This window comes from Microbulbifer sp. TYP-18 (assembly GCF_040932045.1).
Classification (GTDB): Bacteria; Pseudomonadota; Gammaproteobacteria; order Pseudomonadales; family Cellvibrionaceae; genus Microbulbifer.
Map to the genome: position 1 here is coordinate 1 of NZ_JBFRBC010000032.1, position 17,838 is coordinate 17,838.

The 17,838-nt window shown below is 54.7% G+C and carries 3 protein-coding genes; all 3 read right to left on the reverse strand.

Going from position 1 to position 17,838, the window contains the following annotated elements; all coding sequences use genetic code 11:
* Window positions 1-2,253: condensation domain-containing protein (locus ABVT36_RS17270; RefSeq protein WP_368457665.1), on the reverse strand; the 2,253-nt coding region annotated here is incomplete at its 3' end.
* A 118-nt stretch (window positions 2,254-2,371) separates the two neighbouring features.
* Window positions 2,372-6,640: an amino acid adenylation domain-containing protein gene (locus ABVT36_RS17275; RefSeq protein ID WP_368457666.1), complete on the reverse strand. Its 4,269-nt coding sequence runs from the start codon at window positions 6,638-6,640 to the stop codon at window positions 2,372-2,374.
* A 236-nt stretch (window positions 6,641-6,876) separates the two neighbouring features.
* Entirely contained in the window at window positions 6,877-17,799 is a 10,923-nt protein-coding gene (locus tag ABVT36_RS17280) for an amino acid adenylation domain-containing protein (RefSeq protein WP_368457667.1), read from the reverse strand.
* Window positions 17,800-17,838: the final 39 nt, after the last annotated feature.

The window sequence follows — 17,838 nt, forward strand, 5'->3', positions numbered from 1 at the left end:
AAGATCCACATTCAACCAGTGCAGTTCCCCCACAACACCGGGCGCCGCCAACTGGCCGTGCCGGTCGAGCACACAGGCGCCCATGGCCGGGCTTAGGGTCTCGGCGGGCTCACCGCCCACCCACTGCTGCGCCAGCCGCAAGCAGGCCAGGCTGAGAGCATCCAGCCCCTCACCCCACCAGCGGCGCTCGCAGCGGGCCAGGCACGCCAGGGTGCCATGGCTCAGCGTCTCGCCACTGGCCGCACCATTAACACGGTAATAGCGCAGGGCCTTCTGGGTGGGTTTGGATTCGGTCGTGGCCGTCCCGACACTCTGCTCGGCATCGGGTGTGGTTGAGAGCAAAGACTCAAGAGCCAGGACGGGAACACCCCTCAAGGCGGCCAGATGCTCTGAGCCCGAAGCGTCACCGAGGATAGCCGCCAGGCCGCTGTCCTCAACACGATATTGCAGGGTCAGGGTTGGCAGATTCGCGTCCAGGGGGACCACTGTCGCCCCGGCCCGCCACAGCCCCAGCAAGGCCGCAGCCAGGTGCTCCCCATCACTGGCCAGACACAGGCCGATGGGTCGGCCCAGGTCGAGCTGAGTCTCATTCCCAACCGCCCGGGCCAGGGTCTGCGCTTTCCGCTCAAGCTCCTGGTCCGCTATTGGCCCGGTGATAGAAGCCAGCAAAGCGCCGGGTTCCTGTGGGGGAAGGGGCATCAGCGCCCCTTGCTCGGCCTCACTCAAAAACACCAGCTGGGAGAGGCGCTGTTCCGGCGACGCCACCATGGCCGCCAGCAGTCGCTGGTAGTGATCCAGCCAGCGCGCGATGGTGGCGGCCTCGAACAGGTCGCTGTTGTATTCAATATTGCCAGTGACACAGGTGTCGCTCTCGTACAGATTCAAGGTAAGGTCAAATCGTGCACTGCCTCCTGTCTCTGGCCCTCCACTTTCCGACAAGTAGGGGGTCAAGCCCAGGTCGCCGCTATCCACATCATCTATGGGTGCATTCTGCAGGGCAAACATCACCTGAAACAGGGGTGAATGTTGCAGGCTGCGCGCGGGAGCCAGATGCTCCACCAGGGCTTCGAAGGGCAAATCCTGGTGGTCGTAGGCACTGAGGCAACGCTCCCGCGTGGCGGCCAGCAATTGCACAGCTGTGGGGTCCTGCTCCAGCCGGTGGCGAATGACCAGCGTATTGGCAAAAAAGCCGACCAATGATTGGGTTTGCCGGTGGTGGCGGTTGGCGATGGGTGTGCCGATGGCGATATCACCCTGTCCCGACAGGCGAGCAAGCAGGGTGGCGAAGGCCGACAGCAAAGTCATAAACAGAGTGGCATTGTGAGCCTGGCCCAGACACTGAAGCCCCTCAACCAGAGCGGCAGGTAACGATATGTCCAGTCGGGCCGCGCATCCACCTTGCGTGTCTTCACGCGAAAAATCTGTGGGGAGATCCGTTAAAGCCGGTAAATCCGCGAGTTCAGCGCACCAAAAAGCCAACTGGGCCTCCATAGCGCCATCGCTCAGCCAGTGGCGCTGCCAGCAGGCGAAGTCAGCGTACTGAATGGGCAGCGGGTCCAAATCGGGTTCGCATCCGTGACTCAAGGCCCGGTAGCAATGATTAAGTTCGCGGAAAAATACCGCCATGGACCAGGCGTCCGACACAATGTGGTGCATATTAATTAACAACACGGCGCCATCGTCGCCTTGGCTACACAACAGCCGCACCTGAAACAGCCGATCTTCGTACAAATCAAACGTGCGGCGTCGCTCTGCTGCAATGGCATTGTGCAGCGCTTCCCGAGTGCTCAGTTCTTCCAGTGGTAAATCGATACTGACCTGATCAAACACCTGCTGCGGCAAACCCCTGTTCTCCTTGAAGCGAGTGCGCAGTGATTCGTGGCGGGCAAGCATTACATTAAGGCTTTTCTCCAGGGCACTGCGATCAAACTCTGATTCAAGCCGCAAGGATAAAAACACGTTGTAAACGGCGTTTGGTCCGAGGTATTTGTGCAAGAACCACAGCCGCTCCTGGGCGAAAGAAAGGGGCAGTGCTGAGCGATCTTCAACGACTTTGATAGTCTCTTCTTCAATGCCTGTCCGGGCCTGGCTCTGCAAAACATCCAAAAGGGCCTTTTTGTGTTCACGCAAGGCCTTGACCAGTGCGGGAGGCAGGTCGGCGCCCGCTTCGGATAAGACCTTTAAACGTTCCCCTTCCGCGCGCAGAACAACGCCCTGCTGGCGACAAAAGGTGAGGATTTGGGCAATGGTCATAGAATTAATAGCTCTTCCATTGTCGACGCATTCCCCCCGTTTAAAAGGGGAGTAAGTCAGATAATCGATAGCAGAACAACGCCCTGCTGGCGACGAAAGGTGAGGATTTGATCAATGGTTATAGAATTAACAGCTCTTCCATCGTCGACTGATTCCCCATACCTGGGGAGGAATCGACCAAATAGTCGATAAGTGAAGAAATTTCTTGCAAAGTAGGAGAGCCAAATAGGGTTTTGACTGCAATACTCACGCCAAATTTGGATTCCGTTTGCTGAAGGAACTGCATGGCCAACAGGGAATGACCACCGAGCTTAAAGAAACTATCCTTGGCGCCTATACTTTCGGCCTGCCGTTGCAACAACGCCGACCAGATTTCACATATCTGTTTCTCGGTTTCCGTGGAAGGCGCGACGAATTCACTGTGCTCGTAATCCCCGGGCTGTGGTGCAGGCAGGGCCTGGCGGTTGATTTTACCGTTGGTCGACAGCGGCAGTTCATCGAGCAACACAACACTTTCAGGCAACATATAGTCCGGCAGGACATCTTTTAGCTGCTCCCGCAAGGCGGCTCGAAATGCGCCGACGCCCAACCAGATTCTGTCATCGGCGGGCGCTGTCATTGCGGGCGCCTCTGGTCGCGCGACCACCGGGCGCCTTGCATACACCATGTAAATATCATTATTACGCATACTCTCTTCCTGGGTACAATGCACCAGGAATTGCTGTTTCTCCAACAGGTCTTGCACACGGGCCAGCGCACCGTCTTCATCATGCACTTCCAGTATCACCTGTTGGATCATGTCCCAATGTTCATCTTCGATACCGAGAAGGACGCTGAATTCGTGCCGTTCGACATCTATTTTCAGTAATTGAATTGCTTGGATATTATGCTGGCGAATCTGCTCGCTCACCGTGGACAGGCGGACTTCAACCGATTCCTTCAGCAGGCGTTCACGAATTAATTCCTCCAGCCGCTCCGATGCCCCCTCGACACTCTGGCCCTCTGATTCCAAGCCAAATTCAAGGTACTTCCTCACAGCATTCACCACCGCTTCGTCGTCGCTCGACTGCCCTGAAACGATGGAGTGATGGGGATAAAATTCGAAGCGATCGCGACCGGGTTTTTCCGACAGCCCGACATGGCAGGGCGAAAGATTATTGTCGCCATAGAGATGGCAGTTCGCTTGCAACAGCTCGAAAATAGTCTGTATTGGCTCAAAGGAAAACACGCTCAGACCCCGGTAGCGAGTGGCCAAATACACAGAGAAAAAACCAATGTTCGCACCCACATCGAAAATACAATCGCCATCGCGAATCGAAATACCGTGTTGTTCGTAACACTGATCTACAAATATTTCGTTGTACAAAAAATCCGTCTCTGCCTGATTAAGCGTGTAAAGATCCATCCCGTTGGGCAGTGTCACGGAAACCAGAGAAGGATTTGAAACCTTATGTTTTTTTTGTAGCGCCCGGTAGCAGGCTGGCGCGTATTGCTTGTCCACAGAGGCGTAGGCCACAAGTTTTTCCCTGGACTCTACTTTGTTCACCAGCACGGCGGCATCGTTGACACCCTTACTGTGTTTCAGTGTGTTGGTGATTTCGGACAGCTCGATGCGAAACCCGCGCATTTTTACCTGATCGTCCGTCCGCCCCACATACGTCAAATCGCCACTTTTTAGTTCCTTGACCAAATCCCCTGTGCGGTAAAGGCGCTCGCCGGGCGATGCGGCGAACCTATTAGGCACAAATTTCTCCGCCGTTTGCCGCGGGTTCCCCAGATACCCCCTGGACACACCCACGCCCCCGAGGCATAACTCACCCACTGCCCCTCTGGGCACCGCCTGGGCAGCTCCGCGGAGAACATAGCTGCGCAAACCGGGGATCGCGCGACCGATGGGAACGAAATCCATATTCTCTGCATGTGTGTGATCAAACCGATAGGCCGTCACTACGTCACTACACTCTGTGGGACCGTAGCTATTGATCACTTTAAGATGGGGATGCCACTGAAACAGACGCGACATCAGTGGTAGATTAATCGGCTCGCCACCCAAGACAATATGCCGCAGATGCTTCATCGGGCGACGCAGCTTTTCCAAAGGATGGATCAGGGAATGAAATGCGCTCGGCGCCATATTCGTCAGCGAAATCCCGCGGTACTGAATACTCTGCGCTATGGAGGTCGGGTCAAAAGGCTCGGCGGCCAAATACACACTGGCGCCAACCGACAGCGTGGCCAAAATATTTTTTTGCGTCAAATCGAAATTAATGGAGCTTGCCACCAATACGCGGTCGTATGCGGTCATCCCCACACAATTGATATACCAGTCAACTAGATTTCGAATTCCACCATGGGTGACGCCAGAGGCTTTCGGACGCCCGGTACTTCCCGAGGTAAAAATTACGTAAATCAATTGATCAACGGAAGCAGGCTGATGAAAACTGCCCTGCCACTGTTCATCGCTACGAATGGCTTTGGACACAGACACAATATCGGGTTTTAGTGACGAAGCCGGCAGACGTTCAACGATAGTGGCAACTGGTTCGGCGCTTGCTTCATCAGTAAAGATTAATGGCAGTTCCGCGCAGCGAATAAAATACGCCAACCTGTCTGGCGGCGTCGCCGGGTCCAAAGGCACATAGGCCGCGCCAGAGCGAATTATGGCTAACATGGCAAGGACTGCAGACACCCCACGCGTCGCACTAAAACCCACCAATCGTTCCGGACCCAATTGACGAGTCTGTATAAAAGCAGCAAGCTTGTCTACGCGGTCACTCAATTCACGGTAACTAAGCTGCAGCGGGCCGTCAATAACGGCTATGGCGTCGGGACGTTGGCGAGCCTGCAGCGCAATGGCCTCTGAAACTTGTGGGGAGGTGCCATTACTCAATTGACACGCCGATGCCTGGGCCTGTGCATCCGTATCGGGACCATAGCATACCAATGCACTTTGCTCTGGCGGAGTCAACAGGTTTAGCTCGCCAATATTTACTTCCGGTCGCGCGACAATATCTGTTAATAGGCAAATAAAATGTTCGCGCAGACGTTCAATCGTCGACTGAGCAAATAGCCCTGTATTGTAACTTACCCTGCCAACGATACCCCTGTCGTCGCTTTCGTGAAGACTTAACATTAAATCAAAATGGGAGTATTCCCTGTCAGCCACTTGGCTATCGTTATCGAAGACCAGCGGCACAATATCCAGGTCCGGAAGCCTTGCGCTTTCATCATGTAAGTTCTGCAGGGCAAAGGCGACCTGAAACAGTGGCGAATAAGCTTGATTGCGCTCCGGATTAATCTCTTCGACCAGCCGCTCAAAAGGCAAATCCTGGTGAGCGTAGCTTTGCAGTACAGTCTCCCGCACGCGAGCTAAATACTGACCAAAATTCAACTGTTCATCGACGTCAAATCGGATCACAAGGGTATTGGCAAAAAAGCCGATAATGCGTTCTATTTCCTCGCGATCGCGACTTGCTACAGGAATCCCGATGGTAAAACACCTCTGGCCGGAATAGCGTTGTAGCAGAATTGAAAAAGCCGCCAACAGACACATGAACATCGTCACTCCATGGTCACGGGTCAGAGACTCAAGTGGTGCAGAGAGTTCCCGGGGCAAATGTATAGGCAGGCTGCCCCCTTCGTAGGTTTGAATTTTTGGTCTCGGCCGATCCGTGGGCAACTCCAGCAGGGGGGGCACTCCATCAAACTGTCGCCGCCAAAATTCCAGCTGGCGACCAAAGGAGTTTCCCTGCATTTTTTCCCGTTGCCAGCGAGCGTAATCAATATACTGGATAGGAAGCTCAGTGAGCGGGGACGGCAGACCCTTAACAAAGGCGCCATAGTGAGCAACCAGCTCGCTTAAAAATATACCCAGGGACACACCGTCGCCAACACTGTGATGGAGCGTCAACAACACTACATAAGCCCCCCCTTCCTCGTCCTTAAGAAGTCGTAAACGACACAATTGGTCGCTTCCTAAGTCGAAGGGGTAGTATTTTTCCTCGCGGTGAATGACTTCAACTGCAGAGGAATTCTTCACTTTCTCAATTGAGAGCAAAGGGACTTCCTGCTCTATCACCTGTTGGACTTCGTTTTTTGTTTGCTGGAATCGAGTGCGCAAAGACGCCTGGCGTTTTACGATGGCTTCGACACTTTCCTGCAACGCACACTCGTCCACAACACCTTGCAAGCGCAAAGCCAGATGCATGTTGTACACAGGATTGGGGCCGATGTAGTTGTTGATAAACCACAGGCGCTGCTGCCCAAAGGACAAACCCCCTTCGCGAGCAGAACCGCGCACAAGTTCCGGCTCCGAATCGCCTCCCGTCTTATTTTTCTTCAGCATCAACTGAAGCTTTTCTTTTGCTGTTTTTATATCTGTGTTCATAAACTTGCCAAAGGCCAATAGTTCGTTTGCTTCACAACTAATCTGTTAGCTGAAAATTTATACGCTGCGGTTTAATACTTTGAGGAATATCGAATGGCCGGCTTCGCCTGAAGCTTTAACCAGTGGGATTGTTGGGGGAAAACTGGTATTTGGAAATTCACGGCATATTTCTATTGGCGCACCCCGATTCTCTACACAGCAGGCACTGGATAGCTTAAATTGCAGAATTAATCCCATCAGGCCTCTTCGAACAACTCCAGGATTTCTTCTGCTTCCTCATTGGTCATAGACTCAATAAAGCGTTCACTCGGACCAACACGTTTCAACTCAGAGGTAATAAAGGCCGCCATTTGATGCAGCGCGGGCGAATCGAAAGTTTGCTTAAGGCTAAGCTCCACGGCGAATTCACTGCGCACCCGCGAGGCGAGCTTCACCGCCATTAGGGAGTGGCCACCGATTGCAAAAAAATCATCAAAGCGACCCAGACTTTCACAATTGAGTAAGGATTTCCAAATATCACTGAGGCGAACCTCAATCAACCCGGATGGAGGCACCGACTCCATAGCCACAATGGCTTCTTTCACTGGAGGTAGCGATCGACGATCAACCTTACCACCACTGGTAAATGGCATGGATTCGAGCACAACAAACGCCGCCGGCACCATGTGCGAAGAGAGAAAGCGTCGTGCATATTCCTGAAAGACCTGCGAGGGCATTTCAATATCTTCTTCCAGTTGTAGATAGGCCACCAGTTGCCCGCTGTCATCATCCGCGGTTATACGGTGTAATACCACCGCTTGATTCACATGTTCATGTCGCTTTAGGACTGCCTCGATCTCTTCAAGCTCAATGCGGACTCCTCGAATTTTCACTTGATTATCGACCCGACCAAGATAGTCCAGACAGGCGCCTTCCCCGTCGTGATCATACTGCAGACGCACCCGATCCCCGGTTCGGTAAAGGCGTGCCCCGGGTACTTTGGAAAATGGATTGGGAATAAACTTCTGGGCGCTCAGGGCCGCAACTCCCAGGTAGGCACGGGCAAGGCCAATGCCGCCAATATACAATTCACCGATCACCCCTGGCGGCACCCGCTTTAAGTGCGCATCCAGCACATAGACCTGAATGTTGTCAATGCCCTTTCCTATTGCTGTCAGGGGAATGATTTTCTGGGGAATAGCCGTCGAAGCAACAGTGTCGGAGTCTTTATTTCTTTCCACAAAGTTGTCGGAAGGTAACAAGCGAATCTCTCGTACCGTTACATCAGCACCAACTTCCGTCGACCCATACACATTCACTAGCCGGGCCTTGGGGAAGGCCCTGGAAAATGCTTGGGGCTCCCGCACATCCAGGGCTTCACCACTGCTAATAAGCACACGTAGGGAGCGGAGATTAACCTCGCCGCTATCCACGAGAATGTTAAGCAGTGAAGGCACAAGGGTAATACGATTCACCTGCCAATTATTCATCTCCTGATGAAATAATCGAGGTGTTTGCAGGGTTTCTGTCGGCATGATTAACAGCGTGTTGCCGAAGCACAGGGCCTGAAATATTTCTGCCGCATGGTCGACAAATCCCAGGCTGGTTTTTTGACACAGCATATCGCTACGTTGACCGTCAACCGCACGGTGCATCCAGCGCAGTCGGTTGACCAGGCTTTGATGCAGGCCGACAACGCCTTTGGGCCAACCGGTGGATCCCGAGGTGTAAATAATGTAACAGGCATTATCGGGGCGCAAGGCGTCATGGGGGACACGATCGACGACTTTTTTTCCAGTGGCAATCATGCGTTTTATTTGCAGTGCATCTACACGCAGCACTCGGTCATCGGCAAAACCGGTGTTCTTATCAAAGGTCTGTTGTACCAGTAAAAGCTGCATCCCCGAGTTTTCGACAAAATAGCGGATTTTTTCCTCTGGCGCCTCTGGGTCGACAGGGACATAACAGGCTCCACATTTGAGAATGGCAAAAATCACTATCACCATTTCCAGGGAACGCTCCATGCACACGCCTACTGGCGACTCTATGGATACTCCCTGGCAACGCAAAAGGCCCGCTAAATTATCCGCCCGCCGGTTGAGCTCGGCAAAACTTAATGCGACCGGTAGGCCGGTGTTACTTCGAATTACCAGGGCAATACTGTCCGGGTATTGACACACAGTCGATTCGATCCAATGATGAACGCAAAGATTAGTATCTTCATTGGATTCCAGGCCGAAGAGTTCGTCACTTATGCGCTGGTCCGCTATCGACAAATACGGGATCTCGGCGAGCGGCGAATCTGATGCTTGCATCGACTCAGCCAGAATACGCTGAAAATGATCGGCAAAGCGCACAATGGTGTCGCGATCAAAAATATCGGTGCTAAATTCAATGCCTCCGCGCAATCCATCGCAGGTTTCCGTCAGGGTCAGCCAGAGATCGTAGCGCGCCACACCCGGCTCCTCCTGTGCCCCAGCATCGAACTCCAGCGCTTCAATTGATAACCCCGGCAGACTGAGTTGATCGGGCACATCGCTTTGCAGGGAAAACATCACCTGAAACAATGGCGAATGGCTGATCTTTCGCTCTGGGTTTAACGCCTCCACCAGCTGCTCAAAAGGCGTTTCCTGGTGGGCATAAGCGCCCATAGCCATTGCTTTTACCTGCTGCAAGGTTTCAGTAAAACTTTGCCGGCTGTCGATCTCGCAGCGCATCACCAGTGTATTGACGAAAAATCCCACCACCTGCTCAAGCTCACTTTGAGAGCGGTTGGCAACGGGAGTACCAACGGCAATATCGCGCTGGCCGCTGTAGCGGTGCAAAAGGACAGCAAAAACCGTCAGCAGGGTCATAAACCGTGTCGCTCGATGTTCCTGCGAAAACACTTTTAGCAATGTGTACAGTTCTGGCGCTATATTGAAATGATAGAAACTACCACGATATGAAGGTTTCTCCGGACGCGGCCGATCCAGTGGCAATGGCAGTGTCGGCGGCAGATCCTTAAGTTGTTCCTGCCAATACTCAAGTTGGGTGGCAAGAATCTCGCCACATAAATAACTGCGCTGCCAATGGGCATAATCGGCATATTGAACACTGAGTGCAGGCAGATTGGCAGGCTCGCCCTGACTGAATTCGCGATAGAGTTCAATGAAATCACGCATCAGTATGTTGGTGGACGCACCATCCGCAATACTGTGGTGCAGGTTCATCATCAACACGCTGCTGTTGTCGTATTCGCAGACAAATAAACGCAGGCGACACAGGGGCTCATCGCCCAGCGCAAAAGGGCGCATCTTCTCTATCAGCACAGCGCGCCTGAGGTCGTCTTGATTTGAAATAGGTTCAGGCCTGACTGACAGCGAGCCTTCCAGCACTATCTGATACGCTTCCTGCTCGCGCCCAACAATTCCTCCAACAACACTTTCATCAATGGCTTCCTCAACAATAAGTGTCCTCAAAGCCTCGTGCCGCTGATAAAGCGCCTTCAGGGCACTCAGGAAATGCGATATATCCAACTCACCCACAAAGCGAAAAGCCACGGGTATGTTGTAAACGGCATTGGCCCCCATGAAACGATGTAAGAACCAAAGGCGCTGTTGTTGATAGGATAGGGGCAGACTTTGCTGGCGCGACACTCTGGCAATGGCACGGTCATCTGTCACCACCTGTTGCTTCTCTGCAATAAGAGCCGCCTGTGCCGCCAACACCGGCGTTTCAAAGAGTTCTCCGATGCCGATTGCCGTGTGGAATGCGTCATTGATTTTTGAGGCCAGGCGCGTGACCAGGAGCGAGTGACCGCCTTCGCGGAAAAAATCGTCTAAGCGGCCGGCCGCTTTTCTATCCAACAATTCGCCCCACATGGCTGCAAGCATTTCCTCTGTGGGATTTTCCGGTGCCACGTAGCTGGTACCAGTGTCCGATTTTGACGGTGCAGGCAGCGATTTGCGATCAATTTTTCCGTTGTCCGTGAGGGGCAGCTGCTCCAGTTCAATAATGGTCGCCGGTACCATATAGTCCGGAAGGTGCCGACTTAAAAAGCTGCGCAAGTTCGCGGACAACTCTTCTACATCTTCTTTCGAAAGCACTACATAGGCCACAAGCTGCGGTGACACTTCCTGCCTGTGCAGGTTGACCACCGCCGCGGACACCTCCGGGTGCCGGGACAAAACGCGTTCAATTTCACCCAATTCAATACGAAATCCACGGATTTTTACCTGATGATCCACGCGGCCGATAAATTCCATACGTCCGGATCCGTCCGGCAGGTAACGCACAAGATCACCGCTGCGATAAAGCCGTTGCCCCGGAGTTTTCGAAAATGGATGAGGTAAGAATTTTTCAGCTGTCAAAGCAGGTCTTAAGAAATACCCCGGCGAGACGCCCCTTCCACCAATATATAATTCACCGGGCACGCCTAGTGGAGACAAGCCCATCTGTCTATCCAGAACATACAGTTCGGTATTGCAGATGGGCGCACCTATTGTCACTTTCGGCTGCGAACTCTTTAGCCGCTGCACCGCTGACCAGACAGTGGTTTCCGTCGGGCCGTACATATTCCAAAGGCCTGCCACACGCGAGGAGAGGTCCGATGCCAACCCCTCGGGCAGCGCCTCCCCCCCCACCAGAGCGCGCATTTTTCCGCAATCACCTGTCCAGCCGCTCTCAAGCAACAGCCTCCAGGTAATCGGGGTCGCCTGCAGCGCGGTGATACAACAACGGGCCAATCTCTCGGCAAGGGCGTCCCCGCGGGCGGACAGGCCATCTTCGGCAATGTCCACCACGGCACCTGCGTTAAGTGGCAACTGCAATTCCAAGAGGGAAATATCAAAGGCAAAAGTGGTAACTGCCAGCAGTCTGTCCCTCGCCTCAAGTCCCGGGCGCTCCATCATTGCAGAGAGGAAATTTACTGCATTTTTGTGACTGATCGATACCCCTTTTGGTTTGCCGGTACTGCCAGAGGTGTAAATCACATAGGCCAGATTGTCCTCGTGCAATGCCGACAACAAAAGGGGCGATGACGGAAACTTTAGAAGCCGATCGACAAAGATTTTTTCAGGGACTTGCGATTGGCCGTTTGCCCGCAGTTCTTTGTCAACACCTACAAGGGCTGTTAGGGTCGACGGCACACTGTGCGTGACCACCAGCTGCAGCCCGCTGTCAGAAATCATGTGGCTTAATCGCGCTGCCGGATACGTCGGATCGAGAGGAACATAGGCGGCGCCTGCTTTCAAAATCCCCAATTGTGCAATCAAAAGCTCTGCGCTACGTTTTACGCAAATACCAATGAGATCATTGGGGCCTGCACCATTAGCGACCAATGTCTTGGCAAGGTCCGTCGCGCGGTCATTCAGGGCCCCATAGGTAATGTGCTGATTTCGGTAGATCAGCGCCACAGCCTCCGGTGCGCGTTCAACCTGTTGTTCAAAACCCCGATGAAGCACATTATGTCCGGGGACCGTTCTCTGTGTTTTATTAAATAAGTTGATTAATTGATCTTTTTCCTCAGCGGGAAGCAACACAGCTTTTTCTAATCGCTGTGCCGGGGTCAAACACATTTTTTCGATAATATTAGCTAGATAGTCGCTAAGGCGGCGGCTGAACGTATCTGGGAAAATTCCGCTATCGGCATATAGGCTAGCGCTGAACCGCCCTTCGGCCTCGTCTTTGATAACCTCCAACAAAAACAAGTAATCCGTATCGGCCCAACCGCCAACTTTATTGGGTACTACCCTGTTTTTTTCTTCGGGCGATAAGGCCTCGGCACCCTCGTGGTAAACATGCCAATTGGTGTAATTCAATAAGGCGCCGGAAAAATCAAGGCCGGTCTCGAGCTGAACAGCCGCCAGAGGGTAATATCGGTAGGCGTGCTGGGCACGCAGCAGGGCATCCACCTTGCGCACCAGATCGCGCCAGGTGCCTATGCCAAACACCCGCAGGCTGACAGGCAGTGCATTGAAGAACACACCGATCATTTTATCGCCACCCCAGATTTCCGGCCGCCCCTGGGTCAGTACTGCCGCGGCGATTTCGTCAGTTCCGTTAATCAGCGCCAACAGGCTTAAGTAAGCCGCTGCCCACACGCTTTTTTCCTGTACGCCTTCCGCGCGAGCGAGCGCTGTAATAGCCGCATGAACCGGGCCGGCAATGGTACAGGGGATTCTCAGGGCAGGGGATTTTTTCCGACCCACCCACCAGGGAACAGTGGCTCCATCCAGCTGTCTGGCGAAGTAGCGCGCATGTTGTTCCGACGCCAGTGCTGCCTGCTCGAGGGTGATAAACTGATTGTAAGACGGCAGACGCTCAATCTCAGGCAACGGCTCGCCGTTACAAAGCCTGGCATAGAGCTGATAAAGTTCCGCAGCAAAACTCTCAAGACTCCAGCCATCCCAAAGTGCGTGATGTAAAAAGAGTCCCAGCACGAAACGCTGATCATCCACCACATGCACACAACAGCGCCACAGGGCCCTGGCGATATTGATGCCGCGCCCCTTTTCCTGCGCAAGTCTTTGATCGAGCGCCTGTTGCAGTGCGGCCTCAGTTGCCTCACCCTTCTCCATGTGAACAACATCAATAAGTGGCGAAGAGCCACGCAAAATAATTTGCAGGGGCCTCTCCAGAGACAGGCAAATCACACTTCTTAGCATTGCGTGCTTTTGCACGAGGTAATTAAGGACGCTCTCCAGCCAAGCTTGACGCCAGGGTTGACGAAACTCGTAATACTGCATGTTTTCATAAAGATGAAGACCGCGATGCTTCACACTCAGCATCACCATTCCCGCTTGCATGGATGACAGCGGAAATGCATCCTCGACCTGTTCTTGGCGGTAGTGTCGCTCGATATCCTTCCGCTCTTTTTCGCTGATCAGTGCAAAAGGGGCAATCGGATTGTGCTGCTCTACCCTTAAGGTTTGGCCCTTAATCGCCGCAGCCAGCTGTCTGATGGTCGGGTGGGCGAACAGATCTTTCACCGCAAACACATAGCCCTTGTCTTTGGCTTCAGCCACCAGTGCAATGGAACGAATGGAGTCGCCACCCAAGTTAAAATAATTGTCATCAATGCCAAATTTCCTGGCACCGAACTGCCGGCGCCAGAGATCAAACAAAACAGTTTCCGTCTCAGTCCGCGGTGGCGTGACGCGCCTTACAGGCTCTGATTCAGAAGCAAGTGCCAACAGCGCCTGTTCGTCGACCACCCCTTTTTCCGTCCTCGGCAAACGCTCGACCAACAACAGCCTATGGGGCAAAGGGCCCCCGCCCTTTCGCGCCTGCTCCAAAAGTGTGGCCTTAAGCTCCTCTTTGAAACGGCGTTTTTGATCGTCATCCTTGAGCATCGCCTCGGCAACCACAAAACCCAATACGGGGGCCATTCTCTGGGCACTAACAGCCACAGCTTCGCTCACACCATGCACACCACGCAGCAAGTGCTCGAGTGTTGTGTGAGACGGAGCCCCCGGCGCCTGCTCCTCAGTACAAGGCCCCGGCACCTGGGCGTCGGCCATCACCTCGATCGCATTTTCAGTGGTAAAGCGTCCCTTTATCTGTGTATACAACAGTGGCTGTGGGGAGCAACTTTCACCCGGTCCACCCGGGTACAGATCACCACCTAAACACAGGGTTGAGGTAATATTCTCTCCCGGCAGCTGGCGCCATCGATCGCGCAGTGTGATACGGGCGCCGGACGGCGCCACCGACAACAATCGCGGAAGAGACGACCCGGCATCTGCTAGCGGCAGCGGATCTCCATGCATTTTTTCCGGGGCGCTGCCATTCACCAGAGCATAGAGATCGCTAAGAAGGATTTTCGCCGGTGTTGAGGTTCCTCCCAGAGCTTTGAGCAAGACGGGGAACGCCGAAGCGGACGATTGCAATAGGCAGCTGAGATTGCGATGGCTCAGTATTCTAAAGGGCAGATCTTCGCTGGCTGCAGAGCCTGCGCCGCTGGCGCCTTCCTCAAAGCGCCACAGCCCCCAAGCGGGCGACGACAGCGACACCGGGCAAAGCTGGTCGCTATCAGGTGTGCCCTCCCCAGCATTGAGAAGATCGGCAAACGTATGCAGGGTGACGCCACAGCCAAAGTCTGTCCCTTCTGCCTCTAAAGTCGTGCCGGCCAACAACTGGGACAGAGCACAGCGCTCAAGAAAATACTGCATGTGCAGTCGTGGCGCACGGGCATCCAAAACGACCAGGGAACTCCCCACCCGCAATACAGCGAGGGCGATAGCGAGGGCCTTGTGCCGCTCAGGGCCGGCATCCATAGGTTCCAGTATCATGCCCAAGTGGGCACCGGGGCCAATACCGCGATGTCGCAGCGCCTGTGCCACTGTACTGCTGCGGCGCCACAATTCAGATTCATCGAGGCTTAGGTCACCGCACTGTAGAGCCACTCGCTCTGGGCTTTGGAGGACCCGCGTCGCGAGCATTTGAAGCCAGTGCCCCTCTTTCCGGTAGGCGCTGCGCTCCGTGGGCAAGTCGCGATCCCGGTGCGAGACGGGCAGGTAGTGATGCCGCCCGATGGGCAGGTGCGGCGCGGACACCAGACTGCCAAGCAACTCCTGAAACTGCGCCAGCATGCGTTCGATGGTCTCTGAACGAAACAGATCCGTGCGGTATTCCATGCCTCCACTCAAGCCCTCGTCCATCTCTTCGAGTGTCAGCGTGAGGTCAAAACGCGAAACCCCCTCGGCGTCGTTGTCGGGGGCCAGAACCTCCACCTCGATCCCAGGCAGGTCAAAGGGGTCCAGCGGTGCGTTCTGCAGGGCAAACATCACCTGGAACAGGGGCGCATGGGCCAGACTGCGAACCGGGTTGATGTGTTCCACCAGATGCTCGAAGGGAATATCCTGATGTCTGTATGCGTCAAGGGCAGTATCGCGTACCTGGGCCAATAGATCGACAAAGCTCGGGTTGTCTGTAAGCCTAGTGCGCATCACGAGCGTATTGACGAAGCAGCCAACGAGGTTTTCGGTCTCCTTGTGTGTGCGATTGGCGATGGGTGTGCCAATGGCAATATCCGTCTCCCCGGCGTAACGCCCGAGCAATACGGAAAAACCGGACAGCAGCGTCATAAATAGGCTGACACCCTGGGCACGGCTCAGTTGGCGGAGTTCGGCCGTCAACTTCTCAGAAATATGGAAAGCCTGCATTTTTCCACAAAAATCCTGCTCGGCCGGACGTGGCGTGTCCGTCGGCAGATTTAAAAGCGGTGGTAGGCCGTGCAGTTGGTTGCGCCAGTAATCGAGCTGCGACGCCCAGCGCTCACCGCCAGCATTGCCTCGCTGCCAGTGGGCGTAATCCGCATAGGACACGGGCAGTGCCGGCAGCGCCGCCGGCCGCTTCTCACGGAGACTGCGATAGAGGGCGCTCCAGTCACGCAGTAGAATTCCCAAAGACCAGCCATCGGCAATCAGGTGATGCATGGTCACAAGCAGTAACATTTGCGTTTTGGTGCCAGACTCGCCCCCGGGGTATTCCAATAGGCGAATGCGGCACAGAGTCTCCTGCGCCAGATTGAAGGCGTGGAGACGCTCGCAGAGACGGGTAGAGTCAGCCTGTGCGACATTGTCGAGGTGCTCAAAGGCCAGGGCGGGCACCGCCTCGTCCACCACTTGTCGCGCACTCTTGCCGTCAACCTGCAGTCGGGTACGCAGAGCGGTATGTCTTTGCACCAGCAATTGCAGACTGTCGACCAGCGCCTCTCGATCGATAGCTCCCTCCAGCCTAAGTGCCAAAGGCATGGTGTAGACAGCATTTTTACCCATCATGCGATCGAGGAACCACAGTCGCTCCTGGGCAAAGGACAAGGGCACCACGCCGCCATTTTTCTCCGCCACGATGAGCTTGTCGATGCTGTCAGAGGCGTCTCGCGCGTTGTCGATATGGGCCGCCAGTGCACTAAGGCTTTGGTGGTCAAATGGCGCGCGAATATCCATGGAAAACTGGAATACCTCACGCACTCGCGACATCACCTGGGTGGCGAGCAGAGAGTGGCCGCCGAGTTCAAAAAAGTTGTCGTCGCGGCCCACGCGCTCAAGCTTGAGCACCTCACACCAAATGGCAGCAAGCAGGGATTCAGAGGGTGTTAAGGGCGGAACATAGTGGCCCTTTCGGGTATCGATCTCAGGCTTTGGCAAGCCACTGCGATCCAGCTTGCCATTGGGGGTCAAAGGCAGGGCATCAAGGATCATTAACACCTGGGGGACCATAAATGCCGGCAGACACTTGCGCAAAGCGGCCAGTACCTCCCCGGCTGAAGCCTGTTCATCCATCACCCCATAGGCCGCGAGGAAGCGCTGATCTGTCTCGCCCGCAATGATCACCACCGCTTCCCGCACTGACTGTTGCTCAAGCAATGCAGCCTCAATCTCGCCCAGTTCGATACGAAACCCACGCAGCTTAACCTGATGATCTATCCGCCCGAGATACTGCAAATTGGGCGCCGATTGAGGTTCAGCCGGTAGAAACCGCACCAGGTCGCCGGTGCGGTACATTCTCTGACCCGGCTGACGATCAAAGGGGTTTGGCAGGAATTTTTCGGCGGTCATGGCCGCCTTGCCCTGGTAGCCGCGAGAGAGTCCATCGCCCGACAGATACAACTCACCAACTGCGCCGACAGGGAGCAGCTGGCAGTGGGAGTCGAGAATATACGCCTGGGTGTTCGACAGGGGACGTCCAATGGTTTCTGGGCCTGAAGGATGCCGCACAGCATGAGTCGAATAGGTTGTGTCCTCGGAAGGTCCGTATAGGTCGTTGATCTGGCGCACCTGCGTCGAGGCGTAAAGCCGGTCCACAAGATCCCGCTTGAGGGGCTCGCCGGCCAGATTGATTGCCCGCAGCGTCGCCGGCAACGCGCCCCGATCCAGCAGGGCTTTGGCCGCCGAGGGCACGGAATTGAGCAGCGTCACACGGTGGCGCAGGGGACTGGTTTCCAGGGAAAGAATATTGTCGATCACACAGCACTGACCGCCGTTGATCAGAGGCAAAAGCAGCTCGTAGGCGGAGAGGTCAAAACACACCGAGGTGCTCGCCAGAATACTAATGCGATCTCCCGCGGGCATCTGTGTCTGCGCCCAGGACAGCATGGACACGACACCTCGGTGGAGTATTTGCACACCCTTAGGCTGACCGGTACTGCCGGAGGTGTAAATTACATAGGCCGCCTGCCCGGGATGGCAGGGCAATTCCGGATTGCCCAGAGAGGGCCCGGATAACGCCGCACT